This is a genomic window from Candidatus Methylomirabilis limnetica (genome assembly GCF_003044035.1).
Taxonomy (GTDB): Bacteria; Methylomirabilota; Methylomirabilia; order Methylomirabilales; family Methylomirabilaceae; genus Methylomirabilis; species Methylomirabilis limnetica.
In genome coordinates, this window is record NZ_NVQC01000017.1 from 135,618 (window position 1) to 155,381 (window position 19,764).

Annotated in this window: 21 protein-coding genes; 7 read left to right on the forward strand and 14 right to left on the reverse strand. The window is 59.9% G+C overall.

Annotated features, from left to right (window positions below):
• Window positions 1-115: 115 nt before the first annotated feature.
• Window positions 116-1,483 carry a sodium:proton antiporter gene (locus CLG94_RS05940; RefSeq protein WP_432264758.1) on the forward strand — a complete coding sequence of 456 codons (1,368 nt, stop codon included), beginning with the start codon at window positions 116-118 and terminating at the stop codon, window positions 1,481-1,483.
• A gap of 10 nt (window positions 1,484-1,493) precedes the next feature.
• On the opposite strand, the gene pal is transcribed toward CLG94_RS05940, so the two are convergent.
• Window positions 1,494-2,015: a peptidoglycan-associated lipoprotein Pal gene (pal, locus tag CLG94_RS05945; RefSeq protein ID WP_239993141.1), complete on the reverse strand. Its 522-nt coding sequence runs from the start codon at window positions 2,013-2,015 to the stop codon at window positions 1,494-1,496.
• Window positions 2,016-2,313: 298 nt separating this feature from the next.
• On the opposite strand from pal, the gene CLG94_RS05950 reads away from it, so the two are divergent.
• From CLG94_RS05950 to CLG94_RS05960, 3 genes are read left to right on the forward strand one after another with little or no spacing between them, the layout of a single operon-like run.
• Complete coding sequence (locus CLG94_RS05950; protein WP_107561939.1) at window positions 2,314-2,991, forward strand: ABC transporter ATP-binding protein; 678 nt, start codon at window positions 2,314-2,316, stop codon at window positions 2,989-2,991.
• A gap of 1 nt (window position 2,992) precedes the next feature.
• Window positions 2,993-5,557, forward strand: coding sequence for an ABC transporter permease (locus tag CLG94_RS05955; protein WP_107561940.1), 2,565 nt, complete (start codon window positions 2,993-2,995; stop codon window positions 5,555-5,557).
• Window positions 5,547-6,656 carry a lipocalin-like domain-containing protein gene (locus tag CLG94_RS05960; RefSeq protein WP_107561941.1) on the forward strand — a complete coding sequence of 370 codons (1,110 nt, stop codon included), beginning with the start codon at window positions 5,547-5,549 and terminating at the stop codon, window positions 6,654-6,656. Before CLG94_RS05955 ends, CLG94_RS05960 begins: the two co-directional genes overlap by 11 nt.
• A gap of 61 nt (window positions 6,657-6,717) precedes the next feature.
• Here the strand turns inward: CLG94_RS05960 and CLG94_RS05965 are convergent, their stop codons facing one another.
• From CLG94_RS05965 to CLG94_RS05980, 4 genes are all read right to left on the reverse strand, one after another.
• Window positions 6,718-7,068, reverse strand: a complete 351-nt coding sequence (locus CLG94_RS05965) for a HepT-like ribonuclease domain-containing protein (protein ID WP_107561942.1) — start codon at window positions 7,066-7,068, stop codon at window positions 6,718-6,720.
• Complete coding sequence (locus tag CLG94_RS05970; protein WP_107561943.1) at window positions 7,055-7,357, reverse strand: nucleotidyltransferase family protein; 303 nt, start codon at window positions 7,355-7,357, stop codon at window positions 7,055-7,057. Before CLG94_RS05970 ends, CLG94_RS05965 begins: the two co-directional genes overlap by 14 nt.
• Window positions 7,358-7,736: 379 nt before the next feature.
• Complete coding sequence (locus tag CLG94_RS05975; RefSeq protein WP_107561944.1) at window positions 7,737-8,081, reverse strand: HepT-like ribonuclease domain-containing protein; 345 nt, start codon at window positions 8,079-8,081, stop codon at window positions 7,737-7,739.
• The gene (locus CLG94_RS05980) at window positions 8,071-8,382 is read right to left on the reverse strand and encodes a nucleotidyltransferase family protein (RefSeq protein ID WP_107561945.1); all 312 of its coding nucleotides are present in this window, start codon (window positions 8,380-8,382) and stop codon (window positions 8,071-8,073) included. The genes CLG94_RS05975 and CLG94_RS05980 overlap by 11 nt, the downstream gene beginning before the upstream one ends.
• A 256-nt stretch (window positions 8,383-8,638) precedes the next feature.
• On the opposite strand from CLG94_RS05980, the gene CLG94_RS05985 reads away from it, so the two are divergent.
• A complete protein-coding gene (locus tag CLG94_RS05985; protein WP_107561946.1) occupies window positions 8,639-9,625 on the forward strand; it encodes a nucleoside hydrolase in 987 nt (328 codons plus the stop codon).
• Complete coding sequence (gene rbsK, locus CLG94_RS05990) at window positions 9,607-10,584, forward strand: ribokinase (RefSeq protein ID WP_107561947.1); 978 nt, start codon at window positions 9,607-9,609, stop codon at window positions 10,582-10,584. Before CLG94_RS05985 ends, rbsK begins: the two co-directional genes overlap by 19 nt.
• Before the next feature lie 411 nt (window positions 10,585-10,995).
• On the opposite strand, the gene CLG94_RS05995 is transcribed toward rbsK, so the two are convergent.
• Entirely contained in the window at window positions 10,996-11,250 is a 255-nt protein-coding gene (locus CLG94_RS05995) for a hypothetical protein (RefSeq protein WP_161954051.1), read from the reverse strand.
• A 172-nt stretch (window positions 11,251-11,422) separates the two neighbouring features.
• Between CLG94_RS05995 and CLG94_RS06000 the strand changes: the two genes are divergently transcribed.
• Window positions 11,423-11,860 carry a bis(5'-nucleosyl)-tetraphosphatase gene (locus CLG94_RS06000; RefSeq protein ID WP_107561949.1) on the forward strand — a complete coding sequence of 146 codons (438 nt, stop codon included), beginning with the start codon at window positions 11,423-11,425 and terminating at the stop codon, window positions 11,858-11,860.
• Here the strand turns inward: CLG94_RS06000 and CLG94_RS06005 are convergent.
• The 8 genes from CLG94_RS06005 to CLG94_RS06040 all read right to left on the reverse strand — a co-directional run bounded on the left by CLG94_RS06005 (window position 11,822) and on the right by CLG94_RS06040 (window position 19,687).
• Window positions 11,822-12,097 carry a MoaD/ThiS family protein gene (locus CLG94_RS06005; RefSeq protein WP_107561950.1) on the reverse strand — a complete coding sequence of 92 codons (276 nt, stop codon included), beginning with the start codon at window positions 12,095-12,097 and terminating at the stop codon, window positions 11,822-11,824. The two genes, CLG94_RS06000 and CLG94_RS06005, sit on opposite strands and share 39 nt — an antisense overlap.
• On the reverse strand, window positions 12,094-13,359 hold the full coding sequence (locus tag CLG94_RS06010) for an NAD(P)/FAD-dependent oxidoreductase (RefSeq protein ID WP_107561951.1): 1,266 nt from the start codon (window positions 13,357-13,359) through the stop codon (window positions 12,094-12,096). Before CLG94_RS06010 ends, CLG94_RS06005 begins: the two co-directional genes overlap by 4 nt.
• Window positions 13,360-13,586: 227 nt before the next feature.
• Window positions 13,587-13,967, reverse strand: a complete 381-nt coding sequence (locus CLG94_RS06015; RefSeq protein ID WP_107561952.1) for a clan AA aspartic protease — start codon at window positions 13,965-13,967, stop codon at window positions 13,587-13,589.
• A gap of 164 nt (window positions 13,968-14,131) precedes the next feature.
• Entirely contained in the window at window positions 14,132-15,928 is a 1,797-nt protein-coding gene (locus CLG94_RS06020; protein WP_107561953.1) for an aldehyde ferredoxin oxidoreductase family protein, read from the reverse strand.
• Window positions 15,928-16,419, reverse strand: coding sequence for a 4Fe-4S dicluster domain-containing protein (locus CLG94_RS06025; protein ID WP_107561954.1), 492 nt, complete (start codon window positions 16,417-16,419; stop codon window positions 15,928-15,930). Before CLG94_RS06025 ends, CLG94_RS06020 begins: the two co-directional genes overlap by 1 nt.
• A gap of 332 nt (window positions 16,420-16,751) precedes the next feature.
• The gene (locus CLG94_RS06030; protein ID WP_107561955.1) at window positions 16,752-17,558 is read right to left on the reverse strand and encodes a class I SAM-dependent methyltransferase; all 807 of its coding nucleotides are present in this window, start codon (window positions 17,556-17,558) and stop codon (window positions 16,752-16,754) included.
• A 23-nt stretch (window positions 17,559-17,581) separates the two neighbouring features.
• On the reverse strand, window positions 17,582-18,700 hold the full coding sequence (gene ald, locus CLG94_RS06035) for an alanine dehydrogenase (RefSeq protein WP_107561956.1): 1,119 nt from the start codon (window positions 18,698-18,700) through the stop codon (window positions 17,582-17,584).
• Window positions 18,701-18,949: 249 nt separating this feature from the next.
• Window positions 18,950-19,687, reverse strand: coding sequence for an HAD-IA family hydrolase (locus tag CLG94_RS06040; protein ID WP_161954052.1), 738 nt, complete (start codon window positions 19,685-19,687; stop codon window positions 18,950-18,952).
• Window positions 19,688-19,764: the final 77 nt, after the last annotated feature.

Here is a 19,764-nt window from a genome sequence, read left to right on the forward strand (position 1 = left end):
TGTGAAGAGGAGCATCCACCGCATAACGCCGGAAGCGCTTTGACTTTCACGTCAACTCTGGTATGGTGAAACCGGGCGCGTGAAACCGGTGTTGACGGCACTGGCACTCTTGGCCATGCAGGGTTTCGCCGCGGCTGCGGAGGAGGGTGGGACGCCATTGGGTCATCAGCTTGGGCTGGTCTGGGTGGCCCCATTCGCCCTGTTGCTCCTGTCCATTGCGGTACTGCCGCTGCTTATTCCACGCTGGTGGGAATCCAACCTCAACAAGGGGCTCGTCAGCGCCACCTTCGCACTTCCCGTATTGTTCTACATCTTCAGGTTGGATAGTTCTCGCCTCATCGAGACGGGGATTGAGTATACGGCGTTTATCGTCCTACTCGCGGCCCTGTTTATCATCTCTGGCGGAATTCACCTGCGAGGTTCATTGCCTGGGACCCCTTTCACCAACACCGTCGTCCTGGCGATGGGGGCTATCCTAGCGAACTTCATCGGAACCACAGGGGCCTCAATGCTTCTGATTCGTCCGATCCTTCGCACCAACGAGCGGCGTCGGCATCGGGCGCACATCGTGGTCTTCTTCATTTTCATCGTCTCGAATATCGGCGGGCTACTCACCCCACTCGGCGATCCGCCGCTCTTTCTCGGTTTTCTTAGAGGGGTGCCGTTCGAGTGGACGTTGAAACTGCTGCCTCACTGGCTCCTGATGATCACGGCGCTGCTCATCATCTTCTACGTATGGGACCGACGTTGGTTTGAGGCCGAGCGAGCGACACACCAAGGGGCCGTAAGGGAGGATCTCGGGGTTCAGGAAAAGCTGAGCGTGGAAGGCAAGGTCAATTTCCTGCTATTACTGGGCGTACTCATGGTGGCCTTTGTTGTTGGGCGGTTCGGTGTCCAGATCGGTCTTCAGTCCGAGTATGCGCGACGGGGAGGGCAGGTGGTGGGGATGGGCATCCTCGCAGGCTTGTCCATGCTGATGACACGCCGGGAAACGCGCGATGTCAACGGCTTCGCCTTTTACCCCATTGTGGAGGTGGCAGTGATCTTTGCAGGGATCTTCGCGACGATGATCCCTGCTCTGGCCATCCTGGAGGCTCGGGGAGGCGATCTCGGCCTCACGCACCCGTGGCAGTTCTTTTGGGTGACGGGGAGCCTCTCGGGCTTCCTCGACAACGCGCCGACCTATCTGACCTTCGCCTCGATGGCCAGTGGCCTGATGGGGACGGAAGCCGCACGTCTGGACCAGCTTTTGCGGGCCACAACTGGGGGCCTACATGGGGAGGCGCTCCTGACAGCGATCTCTGTTGGCGCCGTCTCCATGGGAGCGAATACCTATATTGGCAATGGCCCCAACTTCATGGTCAGGGCGATCGCGGAAGAGGCCGGGATCAAGATGCCGTCTTTCTTCGGGTACATGAAGTATACCATCGGCATCCTCCTTCCCCTGTTTCTCCTGGTCACCCTCGTCTTCTTCCGCCCATAGCTTCGTGGTGCTACCGCCCGCCCACCACAAAGTGCGCTCTTCGGTTCCATGCCCAGGCCGCCTCATCCTGACCCAGGACGAACGGGCGTTCCTTCCCGAAACTCACGGTCTTGATACGCCTGGCATCGATTCCCGCCGCCACCAGGTAGTCCCTGATAGCCGTAGCCCGGCGTTCGCCCAGGCCCAGATTATATTCTGCCGTCCCGCGTTCGTCGCAGTGGCCTTCGATCGTGATCTGCGCCGTCGGATTGGCGTTAAGCCACTGAAGATCCTCGTTGAGATTTGGCTTTGCATCGTCGCGCATGGTCGATTTGTCGAAATCGAAGAAGATATCCTTGAGCGGTGACTCCTTCCCTGCCGGTTGTTGCGCAGATGGCGCTCCTATTGCCGGTGGCTCATGAACCGACGCAGCAGACCTGACCTCCTCCTCACCGGCAAGATCCGCACGCATCGGACAGCCTGAGAGCAGAAACGCGACAGTCAACAACAGCCCCGTGCTCGATATGTTCCTGAACCTCCATGGTTTCCCCATTTGCTTTCGCCTCCTCAAAAGTGTCCCTTGCGGCGGAGCGACTTGCAGTGCCCGCCGCAACCTTGGATCGATTCACGCCACACAAACGATGAATAGCCTCCTGCCAGCAGGCAAGACGGAAACGGGTAAGGAGCAAAGTAATTTCGGGTTATTTCGGCATGAAAGTACCTATACTATTCGTCTGTAGGCTTGTCAATCGAATTCCTGGCCTTTTTGTACGTGACCCTCCAGGAGCGGGCGCGTTGACTCGGCGGAGGGTACGCGTAATAATGGGTTGGATCAGGGTGAGGGAGCGTGGATGATCAGGCTGCAGCAGATTGCAAAGGTCTATTCGCTAGGCAAGGTTGAGGTCCGGGCCCTGGATGGGGTTACGCTGACCATTGGGCAGGGGGAGTTCATCGCGTTGGTTGGAGCGAGCGGCTGCGGCAAAAGTACCCTCCTCAATCTAATGGCCGGGATCGACCGTCCGACCTCTGGCGAGGTGTGGTTCGAGGGAGAGCGCCTCGATTCCCTTTCTGACGACCGCCTCACGCGGCTTCGTCGGACAAAAGTCGGGATCGTCTACCAGTGCTTCAATCTGCTCCCGACACTCACCGCACGAGAGAACGTCGCCCTGCCCCTCCTATTAGACGGGATGCAGCGCGGCGAAATCGAAGGGCGCGTCGAGGGGGGGCTACAGCGTGTGGGGTTGACGCACCGCGCGGAGCACTGGCCTCATGAGCTATCCGGTGGCGAGCAGCAACGGGTAGCGATAGCCAGGGCGATTGTGGCCGAGCCGCGGGTTGTCCTGGCCGACGAGCCAACGGGGAACCTGGATTCGGTGGCGGGTGGAGCGGTCCTGGATCTGCTCAAGGAGTTGAATCGGGATCACGGCCAGACGATTGTCATGGCTACCCATAGCCAAGAGGCGGTGAGAAGAGCCGATCGAATCGTCTACCTCCGCGATGGGAAAATAGAGGGGATCGCGGAGCCCTAACATGCATACCTGGTCGGTCATACGGCTCATCATCCTTCGCCATCTGTGGACGAGCCCGGTCAGGGTACTGGTGACCGTGACGGGCGTCGCCATCGGTGTCGCCACTTTTACCGCAATCCAGGCAACCAACGAGAGCGTCCTGCGCTCGTTTGCGCGCGCCATCGATCTGGTGGCAGGTCGGGCCACGATCGAGATCTTTAGTGGTGAGCTGGGAATCGACGAGCGGCTCCTGCCGGTGGTGCAGCAGGTGGACGGGGTGTCGGCGGCCGCGCCAATCATGCAGATGGTGGCTCCCGTCGCTGATCGTCCTGGCGAAGCCCTTCTGCTGATGGGGGTCGATCTGTTTGCCGAAGATCCGTTACGAGAATACAGACTGGCTGATGGCGACCATCCGCCTGGGATTGAGGATCTGCTCAGCCCTGACGCAATCTTTGTGACTGCGGCGTTCGCAGAGGCGCACGGACTGCAGAAAGGTGGAAGCCTGACCCTCCTGGTTGGGCCGAGGCGGCAGCGGTTCAGCATCAAGGGACTGCTTACCCCGCAAGGGCCGGCCCGTGCATTCGACGGCAATATCGCGATCTTAGACATCGCCGCTGCCCAGGTGGCGTTCGGTAAGATTGGGCGACTCGACCGAATCGATCTGGTGACGGATGAACAGGTACCGCTGGATGAGATCAGGGCACGCCTTGTGAAGGTCCTGCCCCCGCATCTGACTGTTCAGCGACCGGATCGGCGGGGCCACCAGGTGGAGAAGATGCTCAGGGCGTTTCGTCTGAATCTGACCGCCCTGAGCGCGATCGCACTGCTGGTCAGTCTATTCCTGGTCTATAATGCCGTCTCCCTCTCGGTCCTGGAGCGGCGGCGTCAGATCGGGATCCTCCGTTCACTCGGGCTCACGCGGGGTGCGGTGGCAGCGCTCTTTGCTGCGGAAGGGATGGCGCTGGGGCTCCTGGGCTCGCTGCTTGGAGTCGGCGGCGGGATGCTGCTTGGCCGGGTACTCCTGCAGAGCGTCTCAAGGACGGTCTCGACCCTCTATGCCTACCTTCGGGTAGAAGAGATCGAGATCAGTCCAATCCTTCTGCTCATAGCGCTCGGGCTGGGAAGCGCCGGTGCGTTGCTGGCCTCCCTCGCACCTGCCTATGCGGCGAGCCGGATCGCACCGAAGGACGCGATGCACCTCGGTTCCCTCGAAAGGACCTGGACGCGCCGCTCCCCGCTCGCGTTCCTGGGCGGTCTCCTGTTGCTCACCGCCTCCTTCCTGTTGACTCGTCCGGGTCCGGTTGGTGGCGCTCCCCTCTTCGGCTATCTCTCTTTGGCCTGCCTCATCTTTGGCGTCGCATGCTTCACCCCCCTGCTCTTGCGCTTCACCGGGACAGGCATTCATTCCCTCTGTAGGGGGAGACGGGCTCCACTGCTCACGCTTGCAGCCGGCAACCTCTCTTCGCAGGTCGGGCGGAGTGCGGTCGCGGTCGCCGCAATGATGACCGCCATTGCAATGCTGGTTGGGCTGACCCTGATGATTGGCAGCTTCCGGCGGACGGTGGAACTGTGGGTGGAGCAGACGATCAGGGCCGACATCATGGTGTCGCCGGCTGCCCGCTTCGTGAAAGGAAGCCAGGCAAGGCTTCCTAACACCTTCATCGAAGGCGCTGCCCGGACCCCAGGGATCGCTGCCCTCGACCCGTTCATCGGCCAGCGGGTGGATCTGCTTGGGCAGGAGGGGCTGCTCGCAGCGGGGGACTTTGAAGTGGCGGCGCGATACGGCAGGCTCCTGTTCAGGAGGGGGGAGTCGGCTACGATCCTTCGGCGTGCGAAGGCTGAGGACGGGGTGATCATCTCAGAGAGCCTTGCGCTGTCCAGAGGGCTCACCGAGGGGGACCGATTACCCCTCCATCTCCCCTCAGGCCGGGTCGAGCCCCCGATCATCGGGGTCTTCTATGACTACTCAACCGATGGCGGCAAGGTGGTGATGGATCGGGGCCTCTGGGCGAGGACGGGAGGCGGGCAGGGAGCCGACATCCTGGCGATCTATCTTCAGCCTGGCGCCAACGAGGCCGCAGTACGGCGGCAGCTTCTGACGATTGCAGGAGAGGATGGCGCGATCGCGCTCAACTCGAACAGGGCGCTGAAGGCCAGGGTTCTGGAGATCTTTGACAACACCTTTGCGGTGGCGCGCGCCCTGGAACTGATCGCGATCCTGGTGAGCATTCTCGGGATCTTCAACGTCTTGTGGGCCTCGGTAGTCAGCCGCCAGCGAGAGATCGGCGTGCTACGGTCGGTCGGGGCGACGAGAGCACAGCTTATGCGGATCGTCCTGTGGGAGGCGGGACTACTTGGCCTGTTGGCCGATCTGCTTGGCCTGATTGCCGGCATCGCTCTTTCGCTCATCCTGATCTACGTTATCAACAAGCAGTCGTTTGGCTGGACCATCCAGTTTCAATTCTCCTGGTGGGTCGTCATCAAGTCGTCGATCATCGCGCTCGGCACGACCCTGCTGGCCGGCTACCTGCCTGCAAGGCGAGCAGCCCGTCTGAACATCGCCGCAGCGGTGGCGTATGAGGGGTAGGGGATTCAGGATCGCGGTGGTGGCGCTTCTCTGCCTGCTCAGCGGGACTGGGGCGCAGGCGGAAGGGGTCTTTCGGCGGGCGCTTCCTGGCTATCGATTCGCCTTTCCGCAAGACCATGCCTCGCATCCCGACTTCAAAACCGAGTGGTGGTACTATTCGGGCCATCTGCAGACCGAGGATGGGCAGCGGTTCGGCTACCAACTGACCTTCTTTCGGGTTGGCGTCGATCCTGCGCTACGCGGCAATAGCCGATCCCGTTGGGCAGTTGCCGACCTGCATCTAGCCCACTTCGCCATCTCGGACCTCACGCACCGCCGCTTCCAATACCGGGAGCGCCGAAGCCGCGGCGCCCTGGACTCGGCCGGCGCCTTGACCAAAGGATTCAAGGTCTGGAACGGCCCGTGGGAAGCCAGTGGAGATGGGAAGGCCCAGCATTTAACCGCTCACGCTCCCGGGTATGCGATCGACCTCACCATGATCCCGACGAAACCGCCCGCAATTCATGGCAGTAATGGCGTAATCCAAAAGGCGTCAGGGCCAGGCCATGCCTCTCACTACTACTCGCTCACCAGGATGACCACCAACGGCACCTTGACCTTCGCAGGAAGGCCGCAGACCGTGACCGGATCAACATGGATGGATCATGAGTTCGGGAGTAACCAGTTTACCGCGTCGCAAGTCGGATGGGACTGGTTCGCGATCCAGTTGACGGATGGCGTAGATCTGATGCTCTACCAGCTCCGCCTGACGGATGGTCGCCCCGACCCCCACTCCAGCGGGAGCCTGATCTATCCGGATGGGCGCATTGAGCATCTACCCTTCAGCGCCTTTCGACTCACACCGCAAGAGGTCTGGCAGAGCCCTAAGAGCGGCGGCCGATACCCGATCCGTTGGCGGATTCAGGTTCCCGGCCGACGCCTCTACCTGTCTGTACAGGTTGCGTTCCCTGATCAGGAGCTGAACACCAGCGGCAGCACCCAGGTCACCTACTGGGAGGGGTCGGTTTCAGCGTCTGGGACTGCGGGTGACCTACCGATCTCCGGTGTGGGCTACCTAGAGATGACCGGCTATGCCGCGCCCTTCCGCCAGCCGCTGTGAGTCCTCAATGCAGTTCTCACATTAGGAAAACTCTATCGCGACCGATGGCGCTTGTGGACACTCAAGCATCCACGTCATCAGGCGGGACAATCCTTTCAAGGGCCGCCACGAGTCTTGAAAGATCGCTCGTCACCACTTCCCAGACGATATCCTCGTCTACGTTCAGGTAATCGTGCACGACCTTGTGACGCATCCCAATGATCTCCGACCATGGGATCTCCGGATGAGCTGTATGCCATTCCGGCGAAACCCGCCGGGCTGCTTCGCCGATAATCTGGATGAGGTGAGCTAAGGCCAAACGTAGATTTTCGTCGGCGTCATAATCCGACCGGCTCTTCCCCTGTATCTTGTCGAGCGCTTTGCGGGCGGTATCCAGCATGTGCCCCAGAAAGACGAGGTCATCCTTTTGCATACTGTATCTCGGCGCTGGCCAGCACGCGGTCTCGGATACGCCTGTTGAGAAACTTGGGCGTCACGAGGTCTACTTTCCACCCTCCCAGGATCGTTGAAAGTTCGTCCTGGATTTGAATGAATTTCAGTCCTGGAACGTGACCAGGCTCGAACTCCACCAGCACATCCACGTCACTGTCTGGTCTGAAATCATCCCTCAGGACGGAGCCGAAGAACGCTAGCTTACGGATGTGGTAGTGGTGGCAGAACTCCGCAATCTTGTCGCGGTCGATCGGGATTTTAGGGCTCATGTACAACGCTCCTCAACGAGCTTACGCGCGGTCCAACTTGGGCCAGCCCATGTTCTGCACTGAGGTCTACCTTATTGAGCGCCTAAAGTGCAAGCAAAAACTGTACCTTAGCGAGCCGGCTCTGATCAACCTGTATGGGGCTTCATATTGGTAGGAGTACCGGGGAGCGTATAGCGGCGCTGCATCGCGATTATGTAATACTTTGAGCGTTTTAAAGTACAGGCGGAGGCCGCGGCCAATCGCGTCAGATGGTCGCATTATGTAGGGGCGCTGCTCGCCGCGCCCTGGGGCAGGGCAAGCCCTGCCCCTACGGGGTCGAACGTTTCTACATGTAGCTCGCCTACCCTAAATGCCGTGCAGTCGGTCTTTCGATGTCTGGTCATTCGCCACCCTCATGTGGAGCCAGCGGTTCTAACAAGGCAATGAGAGTTGGAACGTCCACAGAAACAGTCTGCCAAGCTTCATCGAGATCAACATGATCGTACTGATGAATGAGTATGTTGCGCATGCCGGCGATCTGACTCCAGGCAACCCCATGATATTTGGTGCGAAACGCATCAGAGAGCCGCTTGACCGCTTCTCCAAGCACGAGCAACTGGTGTAGGATTGCCGACTGGGTTTTTAGGTCAGCGAGAAACGCAGCCTTATCCAATTTCCCCGTGAATGCGAGCGCCAGGTTAGCTGCCTTCAAGATATCTAAGATCGCGGCATCATCACGAGGCATAGTACGCTTCCGCGCCATCGAGGATGGCTTTCCGGCGGATCCAGTTGGAACTACGTTCTATTGCCTGACGACTAACCAGGTCAACCTTGCGGCCGACAAGCGTGGATAGCTCTTCTTCCATGGCCACGTGATCAAAGAGACTCCATTTGGTATCCGGTGCGAAGGTGACGAGGACATCGACGTCGCTATCCGGGCGGAAATCGTCACGCAGCACAGAGCCGAAGAATGCGAGTTCGGTAATCTTCCATCGTCGGCAGAAATCAGCGATCTTGCCACGGTCGATAGTAACCTTTGGGCTCATCTTCAACGCTCCTCAACGAACCGGCGCACAGTCCGCAATATGCCGGCAGTAACGGTAGAGGTTTACTCCATTGCCCGCCAAGAGCGCAAGCGAAAACTTATGCGCCGAAATTATGCCCTGGTGCTGCCAACATCCTTGCGATCCAGTACAAGACGGCAACATGACGGCATCATAGGGAACGAGCGTAGTGGGTGTCAACAAGAGGATAGCAGGCCGGGCCAAACTCGATTACAATGGCCGCAAAGGAGCAGAGCGGATGCCCCCAACTCGCGTGATCATCGACACCGATCCTGGCATCGACGATGCCTTGGCGCTGATCCTCGCCTTCGCCTCCCCAGAGCTCTCTGTCGAGGCAATCACGACCGTGGCCGGCAACGTCCCGGTGGCGCAGGCGGCGCGGAACGCCCGTATGGTCCTCGACGTGATGGGTCGCAGTCCCGGACCACCGGTGGCGGTCGGTGCCAGAGGCCCCCTGAAAAAGAAGCTGCGCCCAGCCCAGGACTACCACGGCGAGGACGGTCTGGGAGAGTTATCTCGTTTCAAGACGGGGGAAGGGATACCCCGATACCCCGAACCACAACAACTCCCCGAACCACAACCCGCCCCGGCCCTCATCGCTGAGATCATCGGTTCCGCCCCGGGGGAGATCGTCCTGATCTGTCTTGGGCCGCTGACCAACCTGGCGATGGCGATCCAGGCGGCCCCGACGCAGATGGCGCAGGTCAAAGAGATCATCGTCATGGGCGGGGCGATCCAGGCGCCGGGCAACGTGACACCAGGGGCGGAGTTTAATCTGTACACCGATCCCGATGCCGCCAAGCTCGTGTTCACCTCCGGCCTGCCGATCACCCTCATCCCTTTGGATGTCACGCAGCGGGTCATGCTCACGGCTGAGCTGATCGACGCGGTGGTCCGGCACATCGACAGTCGCGTGACCCAGTTCGTCCGCGATACCACTGAGCGACTGTTTGGCGTTGAACAGCGGCGGACGGGGTATGCCGCGATCCCACTCCACGACCCGCTCGCGGTTGGCGTTGCGATCGATCGATCCCTTGTCAGCAGCCGGCCATTGCATGTCGAGGTGGAGACGGGCGACGGTCCAGCTCAAGGGATGACGATTGCCGACAGGCGTCCCCTCAAGGAGGAATGGAAAAAGCCGCCGAACCTGCAGGTGTGTATGGAGGTGGATGCCGGACGGTTTATGGCCCTTTTCTTGGAGCGGATATGCCGGCCGACTGCCTGAGCAGACAGGTTGTCGTGATCGGCAGCGCGAATCTTGATCTGACCGTGACTGTCGCCCGACTGCCGCGGGAAGGGGAGACGGTCCTCGGCGGAGAACTGCTCCTCTCGAACGGAGGCAAGGGGGCGAACCAGGCCGTTGCGGCGCTCAAGGCCGGAGCCGAGGTCCGGTTCCTGGCGAAGGTCGGGCGTGATCCTTTTGGTGATCGGATCTGTCGAGACCTCGTCACGGCGGGACTTCCGGCCAATGGTCTGCTCCGGGACGAGTCGGCCCCGACGGGTGTCGCCCTGATCGTTGTTGATCGACAGGGGCGAAATCAGATCGCAGTGGCTCCTGGCAGCAATCAGTTGCTCCTACCGGAGGCCATTGAGCAGTACGAACCCTTCCTGGCCTATGGGACCGTCATGCTTGTGCAACTCGAGATTCCGATCGTTACCGTCGAGCGGGCGTTTCGGTTCGCCAAGGCCAACGGGATGATGACAATTTTGAATCCGGCGCCGGCATCCCCTTTATCGGACGATCTCCTCCGTCACGTCGATCTGCTGACGCCGAACGAGACCGAGGCCGAAGCGTTGACAGGGATCGCGGTCTTCGACCTGCCCAGCGCTACGGCAGCGGCCAAGGCGCTGCTTTTGCGTGGCCCTCAAGTCGTCATCGTGACGCTTGGACCTCAGGGGGCGCTGCTGTGCACAGCATCGGTCGTGCGACATCTGCCGGCCGTCCCGGTCGAGGCCGTCGATACAACCGCCGCCGGTGACGCGTTCAACGGTGCGCTGGCCGCGGTCCTGGCTGGGAAGCCCCGGGCCGATGCACTCGACACAGATCGATTACTAGTATTAGAGGACGCCGTACGCTTTGCAAACGCAGCCGGCGCCCTGGCCACGACCAAGCACGGTGCGCAAGAATCACTACCCACCAAGGCCGAGATCGAGAAGCTGCTGGCAGGAAAACCTTCACCATAAAAGTTTGGTTCTTCCGGAGTGAGCGTGAGTAAAAGGATTTCTCTACTCCCTAGGGCAGGAGGAGGAGTTCGTCATACCGGCGGAAGCCGGTATCCAGTGAAGGGGCCCGCGTGCGGAACTCGTGTAAGGAGTTGGATTCCGGCTTTCGCCGGAATGACGGATGAGACCTGGATTCTCCCCCCGTATCAAGTATGGGGCAGGCTTGTCACGCCCATGCCTGTGTGTGTCCGTACGCAGACAGGCGAAATGACGGACAGCAGTTGACCCACGGAAAATTCGGAAGAGCCAAAAGTTTTATAGGAGGCTGGACGGGTAGGGGCAGGGGTAGGTTAGAACGAACACGAACAGAGGTCAGGGAGAGAGGCTGGGCCAAAGGAGATCAATGACGGGCTTTCGCCGAGATAAGGCTAGTTACGGCTGCGGGAAGGCGATGATGATCGAATCCAGCGAGAGGATCCGGTACTCCTCGTTATTCCGGTAGAAATAGTGCCCTTCCACGCCTTCAGATGCCTCCTCAAAGGCGACGATCGCTTCGAACGGGGGCATCTCTCGGAAGGAGCTGGACCCTTCATCGAAGCCGTCACCGGCCATCACAACCTGGCCGTATCTGATGGAGGCGCCCCGTGGGCAGTGGAGCGTCAGGACATCCGGCGGTTCACGAAGCATCCGGGCCACCAAATTGATGCCATAGACCTTAAACGGGGGATTTGAAACCGCCCTTTCATTCATGTGGTAGTATATAGCATAATGGGTGCTCTGAGGGAAGCGGGAAATAGCGCCTGATTTCAGGCGCCCGCATTCGTGCCAGAGGGGGCGGATTAAGCAAGATTGGGGTGATATGCCACGTGAGATCTCGGCCGGGGTAATCCTGTTCAGGCGAGCGCCGGAGCCGCACTACGTGCTTCTCCATTACGGATCAGGCCACTGGGACTTTCCCAAGGGGCACATCGAAACTGGCGAAGACGCACAGCAAACAGCCAAGCGTGAGCTGAAGGAGGAGACCGGAATCTCCGAGGCATGCTTTGTAGACGGCTACAAGCAGACGCTCCGGTATTTTTTTCGACATAAAGGGATCGGGATCTTCAAGACCGTCATCTACTTTCTCGCAGAAACGGATCAGTCCGAGATCAGCCTTTCCCATGAACATATCGGTTTCGACTGGCTTCCATATGACCTCGCCATGGCGCGGTTGACCTTCAAGAACTCCCGGGATCTCCTGGTGAAGGCCCATGAACACCTACAGACTGTTCAGCCTTCTGGGCAGGACGATCGGTAACCCACCGGCCAGAGGCGGGAATAGGGCAAGGAGGTCTCCCTCCTTGAGGGGGGTGTCTTCGCCGGCGTGGAGGCCGTTGATAAGGACCATCGTGGGTTGCGGCTTGGGGATGCCTAGCTGGTCGATCACCTGTCCGACCGTCACCCCATCGGCACACTCCATGGTCGCTTTATGGCTCTGGGAGCCCTTCGGCAGGTACTGAGATAACGTAGCGTACAGCGCCACCTCGATCTTCACACCCTGCCGGCCTTATCGACCGCGCGCAGAACAGTTCCCCATCGAACGGGGGCTGGCGCCAGGTGGTCCGGCGTCAAGGTGAAGGTGGTCCGGGTCCGAATCATGTTATGGAGGATGCCAGCGTCCTCGATCATCCCCACCAGCATTGCGCCAACAAGTTGTTCTCCCGTGAAGACCAGCTTACGGTAGATCCGCTTCAGGTCGTCCCGGACCTCCCGGATCTGATACGGTTCCCCATCCGGTGGATTCCACATACCGATTGAGGCGATCGGGGTGTCAATGACCGTCGTCACATTCATCGCCATCGACCCTTCGTAAGTCGTGGCAACCCCGGCCATATTTAGCCCGGCCGTCCGCCCCTGGTTCAGCGCTTCAGGCCAGATGGCGTTCATCACCCGCTCGCCGCTGAACATATCGACCGTTTCGGCGACGTCTCCGGCGGCATAGATCCCTTCCAGGCTGGTCCGCTGGTAGGTATCTACGGATACCCCACGATGGATCGTAACGCCGGTCCTATCGAGGAAGTCGATATTGGGCGCGACGCCGGCGGCCATCACCAGAAGCTGGCACGGGAGCACCTCCCCGCTTTCAACCCGCACGCCGGTGATCTGGCCGTTATTGCCCAGCAACTCGGTCGCCCTGACACCGCACCTGACGGTCACTCCCGCTGTCCGAAGCGCCCCCTCCGCCATCGCGGCCGAGACCGCATCGGCCATGGCGGGCATCACGTGCGGCATCTGTTCAATGACAGTCGTCTTCAAACCGCGACGGGCGAACGCATCCACCACCTGGATCCCGATCAGGCCAGCCCCGATCACGACAGCCTCTTTCGTGCGAGGGATCGCCTCGTCGATCTGTGTGGCATCATTGTTGGTGATGCAGGGGTAGATGCCATGAAGATCCGTCCCCGGGATCGGTGGCATCACGGCGTGAGAGCCCGACGCCACCAGCAGGTTGTCGTACGCCAGGTTCTCACCGTTGCTCAGCCTCACCAGGCGGGCGGTTGGATCGACGGAGATGGCAGCGACCCCCATCACCCCCCGCACCTTCATCCGGTCAAAGTACCCGTCGTCCCGCATCCGCATCCCATCATAGCCGACCTCGCGGGAGATGAAGTGCGTGAGGCCGACCCGCGAATAGAGCGGCAACAGTTCTTTCGAGACGACCGTGATGGGGCAGTCCTGGTCTACTCGCCGGATCGCTTCTACGGCAGCCAGGCCGGCCGCGCTGGCCCCGACAATCACCTGATGAAGTTTACCCATACTGGTTATCCGGCAACAAGAAGTGTCTTCAACTTTAGCCGTTCGTGGTGAGCCTGTCGAACCACAATTACCCCTCGCCAAGGGTGAATGGTTGCGAGAGCCTCAGTGAACAGTAGCATTCTGAGATATTCCTCTGTGGTGCTGTACGGAATGCTTCAAGAAGGCGCCTAACGCCAGAAATCAGCATCGGCGCTTTTTGCCGTCCGCTGAATTGATTCGTGAAGCATTTATTTTACTAATGCATGTGGAAAATTTGGACTATCTGGATTGACTATTAGTTTTCTATGACCTGGAGATACAATTAAGTCCATATCTTCCATTGGAACAGCGCCAAGAAGAACCTCATCACCTAAAACTAATGCTCCAACGAAGCAATTTCTGTTTTCAAAAAGTATTTCAATTGGACCAACATAAGGAACCATTTGTTTTCTACCATCTGCGGTTGTTACCTCACGCTGGCTATTAATCTCTAGCTTGAGTTGAAGTGCGATGTGATCCGGAATACATAAAGTCAAAGCCCCCGTATAAACCATTGCCTTGACTGTAATTATTTTGAGATTTGGCAGCCGAGGATTTTTTAACTTTATCTCTGCATGAACATATCCCATAAAGTACCCCCTACAGGAAAACGCTTACTTCAAGTCATTTTCGGCCTCTGGTCTGATTTGGAGGGTATAGGGGACATGGTAGAGGGTATAGGGTAAGAACAACTTCCCAAAAATCCGTCATATCCTTGCTAAACCCTTCACCCTAAACCCTATACCCTGCTCTACTAGAGGCCCAGTTCTCTCAGCTTTTCTTGTGTTGGTACCCCTTGCGGGTCCCAGCCTCGAAGGCGATAGTACTCCGGGAGCATCTCGCCGAGGCGGGCCACCTTCCCCTTGGCCGGTCCGGCTGGAATCGGCTCCTCCAGGATGCGACGGGGCAGGGTATCGTCTTTAGCGCTTAATCCGGCCCTGAGGTTAAAGAGCCGCTCGAGGTTCCAGATCCGCTCACCGATTTGGATCACCTCTCCCAGCGTATAACCGACGCCCGTCGCAAGCTCCAACATAGCATGTATATCAGCGGGCTCCAGGGCGAAGGTGGTGAACAGACAGGCGCCGGTCGAATCGACGAAAGCGGTGACGTCCTGGGATGCCTTGGACATTGCCGCCTTCCCTTCGATAGCGAACGGATCCACCTTCAGCGGAACGCCGAACACCTCAGCCGAGATGGTGTAGCCACGCAGGTGGCAGGCGCCTCGGTTAGAGGTGGCATACCCGAGCGCCATCCCCTGGGCGCCGCGGCCGTCGTACGCGGCAAATGCCTGCTTCTTCACCCCCATGAACAGCTCGGGATGGCCATACCGCTCGGCTACCCGCGCCCCGCCCAAGGCCAGGATTGCGCCAAACCCCTCTCCCCTCCCCAGCTTCTCCGTCATCTCCACCAGGGCGTCCGCATCGCCGAAACGAAGCGAGCGGCCGATCTCCCGCTCCGGGATGTAGCCCCGCTCGAACAGTTCCATGGCGGTAGCGATGGCCACCCCCGCCTCGATGGTGTCCATCCCCAATTCATTACACAGGTAGCCCGCCTTGGTGACCGCCGCCAAGTCGCTGACACCGGTCATGGCGCCGAGGCCCCAGACGGTCTCGTATTCCGGCCCCTCACCCGATCCCTTGAACTTTCCAGCCTTGACCTCGGTCACCCGCGCGCAGGCAATGGTACACGCGAAGCAGCCCTTGTTCCGAGTCAGGATCTCGTCACGGATGGTCTCGCCGCTGATCCGCTCGGCGCCGGCAAACTGGCCGAACTGGAAGTTGTTGGTCGGCATGAAGCCATGCGCGTTGATAACGTTCACGATCCCTGGGGTACCGTACATCGGCAGCCCCGCTCCCGCTGCCGGGTCCCCCTTAAGCTTTGCTACGGCTGTCAGGCACGCCCCCATGAACGCCTGGGGCTGGGCGACCTTAACCGACTGGGTACCCCGGAAGACCACCGCCTTCAGGTTTTTCGATCCCATCACCGCGCCCACCCCGGAGCGACCCGCCGCGCGATGCTTGTCATTTATGATGCAGGCGGTCAGGCTCAGCTTCTCACCCGCAGGCCCGATGCTACAGATCTTGGCCTCGGCATTCGTGGCATTGTGAAGGATATCCTCGGTCTCGTGGGTGGACTTCCCCCAGACCTTGGCCGCTTCCCGGATTTCCACCTTATCATTATTGACCCAGAGATAAACCGGATGTGGCGCCTTCCCCTCCACAATCACCAGGTCGTAGCCGGCGTACTTCATCTCCGCCCCGACATATCCACCCGAGTTCGAACAGGCGATCGCGCCGGTAAGCGGCGACTTGGTCACCACCATGTACCGGCCGCCGGTCGGGGCGTTCGTGCCCGTGAGCGGGCCGGTGGCGAGGATCAGTTTGTTGGCCGGTCCGAGGGGATCGAGCCGTGGGTCGATCTCATCGTACAGGATCTTCGTCGCCAGGCCCCGACCGCCGATGTAGGCCCTGGCGAGCTGCGGGTTCAGCGGCTCCTTCGCCACGCTACCGTTGCTCAGGTTGACCCTGAGGATCGTGCCTGTCCAGCCCATCAGCCTGCCATCTCCTTGTAGACCTCCTTCATCCGAAGGGCGGTGGCGGCCTGTTTGGCCTTGGGACCCGCGTCCTCATCGGTAAAGAGCAACGCCTTCGGCGTACAGAACTTCACGCACTCCGGATCGCCGTCGATAGAGAGGCAGAGATCGCACTTCTCGGCCTTACCGTGGTCTGCATACAGCTCTATCGCCCCGAAAGGGCAGGCCAGGACGCACATCTTGCAGCCGACGCATTTGTTGTCGACGACGTAGTACGCCATGTAGTCGTCGTTGCGAAGGATGGCGGTGGTGGGGCAGATCTTCGCGCACCAGGCTTCACTGCATTGGGTGCAGGCGGTGGGGATGTAGACCGCCTCCTCAAGGAAGATGCTGACCTTGATGCGCGATCGGCTGGGGTTGAACTCGCCGTAGTGCTTCACCGAGCAGGCCAGCTCGCAGGCTCGACAGGCGGTACACCGTTCGGGGATGATGCTGAGGACCTTCGCCATTCTAGCCTCCGTCTACTCTGAACGGATTGCAACTTCCTTCATCTACCCCACGTCGTCATCCCTGTCAAGGGAATTCAGGGCGCGCGCAGTAAGGGCCAGGCACCGCGGTGGGGTCTTGAACCCGTAGTATCCGGAGTCGCGGGCGAGATAATGGTGTATCGTAACTACAAGGTAGATAGACTGAAGGCTGAAGGCTGTTAGCCGTTGCGCATGGACCGAATCAAGGCGCCCAGAACCTTTTCGGATCATGAATATGTACAGGTTATTTTTTGACGCTGCTTAAGTTGTAGGCCCTTAGTCGTTGATTTCGCGCACGCCACACCCCGCACCGTTCACGGTTTCTCTACCGTCACGATTCTGGTGGAACCGCACCGCAGAAACTTTCCCAGTGCCAAGTCGAGCGCCATCACGCGGCGGAAGAGGGCATTGAAGCGAGGGGCATCCTGCCTCCTGCGAAAAAGTAGCGATGGGGGGAACAGCATGGTCAGGATGTTCATGCTCCGGACATCAACAAGCCTGAGACCGTGTGCCTGCAGGAGGCGCGTAAGCTCTCGCCAGGTGAAGGTCTTAAACTGCATCTCTTTCCACTCCCGCAGGTGCCCGCCTCGAGTCGTCATGGCCTGCCACAGCTCCTTCGGGAGGTAGAGCAGGTCAGGACACCACTTCGAATCGACCTCGAACGAGATGAGGCCACTCGGTGCGCAGACGCGAACCATCTCTCGCAGCACCACATCAACCGCGGTGAAGTTGTGGCCGATGACATCGCCATAGGCGACCATGGCCTGGGCGCATCCATCTTCGAACGGTAGTTTCGTGATGTCGCCGGTCACAAGGCTGACGTTAGGCCGGCCATTGCATCGCCTGCGCGCCGCCTCGATCATCTGATCTGAAATATCGATCCCGACCACCCGCCCGGGCCGCGGTGCCAGCAGGACCGTCTGTTTCCCCGTCCCACACCCAAGGTCCAGCGCCATACCATCTGGCCTCTCGCGGACGATCCGTTCGACAGACTCCCTGTACACCTGGTAGCATTCGGCGAAATAAAACTGGTCCTCGATCTGGTCGTACTCCGCCAGCATGGCGTTATAGACAGCCGCCACATGGGAGCCGACATCATGCCGATTCGTCTGAGAGGTCATAGATAGGGGGCGATCGCCTCGCGCTAGCCCTTCGCCACTTGCAGGGGCGGCAGGTAGGCCAGGCCATGCGCTTCGGCAACAGCGGGATGGGTGACGTGGCCAAGGGCGACATTCAGTCCCAGCGAAAGCTCCGGGCACTCCAGAATGGCCCGGCGCCACCCACTGTCGGCGAGCCGGAGGACGTAGGGAAGGGTGACGTTGGTGAGGGCAAAGGTCGAGGTTCTGGCAAAGGCGCCAGGCATGTTGGCGACACAGTAGTGCAAGATACCATCCACTACATAGACAGGATCGCTGTGGGAAGTGGGGCGGCTGGTCTCGATGCAGCCACCCTGGTCGACGGCCACATCGACGATGACCGATCCCGGCTTCATGAGCGTGACCATCTCTCCGGTCACCAGCTTGGGGGCTCTGGCCCCAGAGACGTAGACGGCCCCGATCAGGATGTCGGCTCGCTTCACGCACTCCTCGATGCTCATCTGGTTTGAAATGAGGGTCGTCACATTCTCGGGAAGGATCTCGTCCAGGTAGCGCATGCGGGCCTGGTCCACGTCCAACAGATAGACCCAGGCGCCCATGCCCGCCGCCACCTTCGCCGCGTTGGCCCCGACGGTTCCGCCGCCAAGGATCACCACGGTGGCGGGGGGGACCCCGGGCACTCCACCGATCAGCACACCCCGTCCGCCATGTGGGGTAGCCAGATAGTACGCCCCGATGTGGATAGCCATCCGTCCAGCGATCTCGCTCATCGGCTCGAGCAGTGGCTTTCTGCCTTCCGGCGTCTCTACGGTCTCATAGGCCACGGCCACCACCCGCCGCGCAAGGAGCCGTTTGGTGAGTTCAGGCGTGGGGGCCAGATGCAGGAAGGTGAACAGCACCTGTCCTTCCCGGAGCATCTCGCACTCTGGAGGGCTAGGTTCCTTGACCTTGTAGATGAGATCAGCCTCACCATAGATCATGCTCGGATCGCCCACCAGCTCCGCCCCTGCCCTGGCGTAGGTCTCGTCCGGCAAGCCAGAGCCGACCCCGGCCCCTCGCTGAATCAGAACCCTGTGTCCATGCGCCCGCAGGGCCTGCACGCCGGCCGGTATGATCGCCACCCGGCTCTCAGCCTCTTTGATCTCTTTCGGGACCCCGATGACCATCGCTACCCCATTAGCAGACGGTGATGTGCTATGCATACAGTTACTAACTGTCTCCAAATAATAACTTTACGGTATCGAAAAATCCCTCCTGACCTCCCTTTGCCAAAGGGAGGATGTACCCCTCTTTGGAAAAGAGGGGCGAGGGGAGATTTTCTTAATCGACGTCAATTCAATTTTGATACAGTTCATACATCTCGCCCTTGACGATGTCAAGGATCGATCCCGCACATGCGATCGCGCGCTTCCTGGTCAGCCCAGACAGAGCCTTTCCAGGAGGTCGAGGGTCAGATATTCCAGGCTCCGGACCACGAGCTCGGCGCCGGTGAAGTCCTGGCCGCGCGTATACTCATTATAGACCACGACACAGGGCAAACTGGCTCCCTTGGCCGCTTTGAAACCTTTCTCGGAGTCCTCGATGACCAGGACCTCCGACGCATCGCATCCGAGCATCGCAGCACACCGAGCATAGAGGGCCGAGTCCTTCTTGCCGGATTGTTGGCCGAAAATCGGGTCGAAGGCACCGAGCGCCTCGGGGATCTGCGCCTTCAGGAGCGCGAAGATCTGATCCTCATCAGTAACCGACACGATCGCCAGTCGAACACCGCGCAGGGTCGCCTCACGGATGATCCGGGCCACACCGGGGTAAAGCGATAGCTCACCAACCCGCTTCAGGTAGAATTCCTTCTTCAGCGCAAACAGCTCCGGCACAATCCGGTCGATCTCGGTCTCGGAGAGCGATGTCCGGGTCGAAAGCGCCAGCCGCATCCGCCGGGCATTACCAGGGATCTTCAGCAGCTCCTTGAACTCCTCCCAGCTCCAGCGAATGCCGAACCCCATCCGCGCGAACGCCTCGTTGCAGGCCACCAGATGCCCATTCCTCTCCGTATCGGCCAGCGTCCCATCCACGTCAAAGATAATCGCCTTGAGTGTCCCCATCTCTCCTACGCGTTCGTTGCGTGCGGCGTTCATTGCGTCAATTGTGTTCATTTGTGTGGCATTCATGGATGCAGAGGATACGCCCCTGGGTAATCCGCGTCAACCCGATTAGGGCTTCGGGTCCCTTT

Bases quoted from the DNA above. Each gene is read 5' to 3' on its own strand.
- CLG94_RS05940 (WP_432264758.1), top strand. From the start codon at position 116: ATGCAGGGTTTCGCCGCGGCTGCGGAGGAGGGTGGGACGCCATTGGGT.
- pal (WP_239993141.1), bottom strand. From the start codon at position 2,015: ATGGGGAAACCATGGAGGTTCAGGAACATATCGAGCACGGGGCTGTTG.
- CLG94_RS05950 (WP_107561939.1), top strand. From the start codon at position 2,314: ATGATCAGGCTGCAGCAGATTGCAAAGGTCTATTCGCTAGGCAAGGTT.
- CLG94_RS05955 (WP_107561940.1), top strand. From the start codon at position 2,993: ATGCATACCTGGTCGGTCATACGGCTCATCATCCTTCGCCATCTGTGG.
- CLG94_RS05960 (WP_107561941.1), top strand. From the start codon at position 5,547: ATGAGGGGTAGGGGATTCAGGATCGCGGTGGTGGCGCTTCTCTGCCTG.
- CLG94_RS05965 (WP_107561942.1), bottom strand. From the start codon at position 7,068: ATGCAAAAGGATGACCTCGTCTTTCTGGGGCACATGCTGGATACCGCC.
- CLG94_RS05970 (WP_107561943.1), bottom strand. From the start codon at position 7,357: ATGAGCCCTAAAATCCCGATCGACCGCGACAAGATTGCGGAGTTCTGC.
- CLG94_RS05975 (WP_107561944.1), bottom strand. From the start codon at position 8,081: ATGCCTCGTGATGATGCCGCGATCTTAGATATCTTGAAGGCAGCTAAC.
- CLG94_RS05980 (WP_107561945.1), bottom strand. From the start codon at position 8,382: ATGAGCCCAAAGGTTACTATCGACCGTGGCAAGATCGCTGATTTCTGC.
- CLG94_RS05985 (WP_107561946.1), top strand. From the start codon at position 8,639: ATGCCCCCAACTCGCGTGATCATCGACACCGATCCTGGCATCGACGAT.
- rbsK (WP_107561947.1), top strand. From the start codon at position 9,607: ATGCCGGCCGACTGCCTGAGCAGACAGGTTGTCGTGATCGGCAGCGCG.
- CLG94_RS05995 (WP_161954051.1), bottom strand. From the start codon at position 11,250: ATGCTTCGTGAACCGCCGGATGTCCTGACGCTCCACTGCCCACGGGGC.
- CLG94_RS06000 (WP_107561949.1), top strand. From the start codon at position 11,423: ATGCCACGTGAGATCTCGGCCGGGGTAATCCTGTTCAGGCGAGCGCCG.
- CLG94_RS06010 (WP_107561951.1), bottom strand. From the start codon at position 13,359: ATGGGTAAACTTCATCAGGTGATTGTCGGGGCCAGCGCGGCCGGCCTG.
- CLG94_RS06015 (WP_107561952.1), bottom strand. From the start codon at position 13,967: ATGGGATATGTTCATGCAGAGATAAAGTTAAAAAATCCTCGGCTGCCA.
- CLG94_RS06020 (WP_107561953.1), bottom strand. From the start codon at position 15,928: ATGGGCTGGACAGGCACGATCCTCAGGGTCAACCTGAGCAACGGTAGC.
- CLG94_RS06025 (WP_107561954.1), bottom strand. From the start codon at position 16,419: ATGGCGAAGGTCCTCAGCATCATCCCCGAACGGTGTACCGCCTGTCGA.
- CLG94_RS06030 (WP_107561955.1), bottom strand. From the start codon at position 17,558: ATGACCTCTCAGACGAATCGGCATGATGTCGGCTCCCATGTGGCGGCT.
- ald (WP_107561956.1), bottom strand. From the start codon at position 18,700: ATGGTCATCGGGGTCCCGAAAGAGATCAAAGAGGCTGAGAGCCGGGTG.
- CLG94_RS06040 (WP_161954052.1), bottom strand. From the start codon at position 19,687: ATGAACACAATTGACGCAATGAACGCCGCACGCAACGAACGCGTAGGA.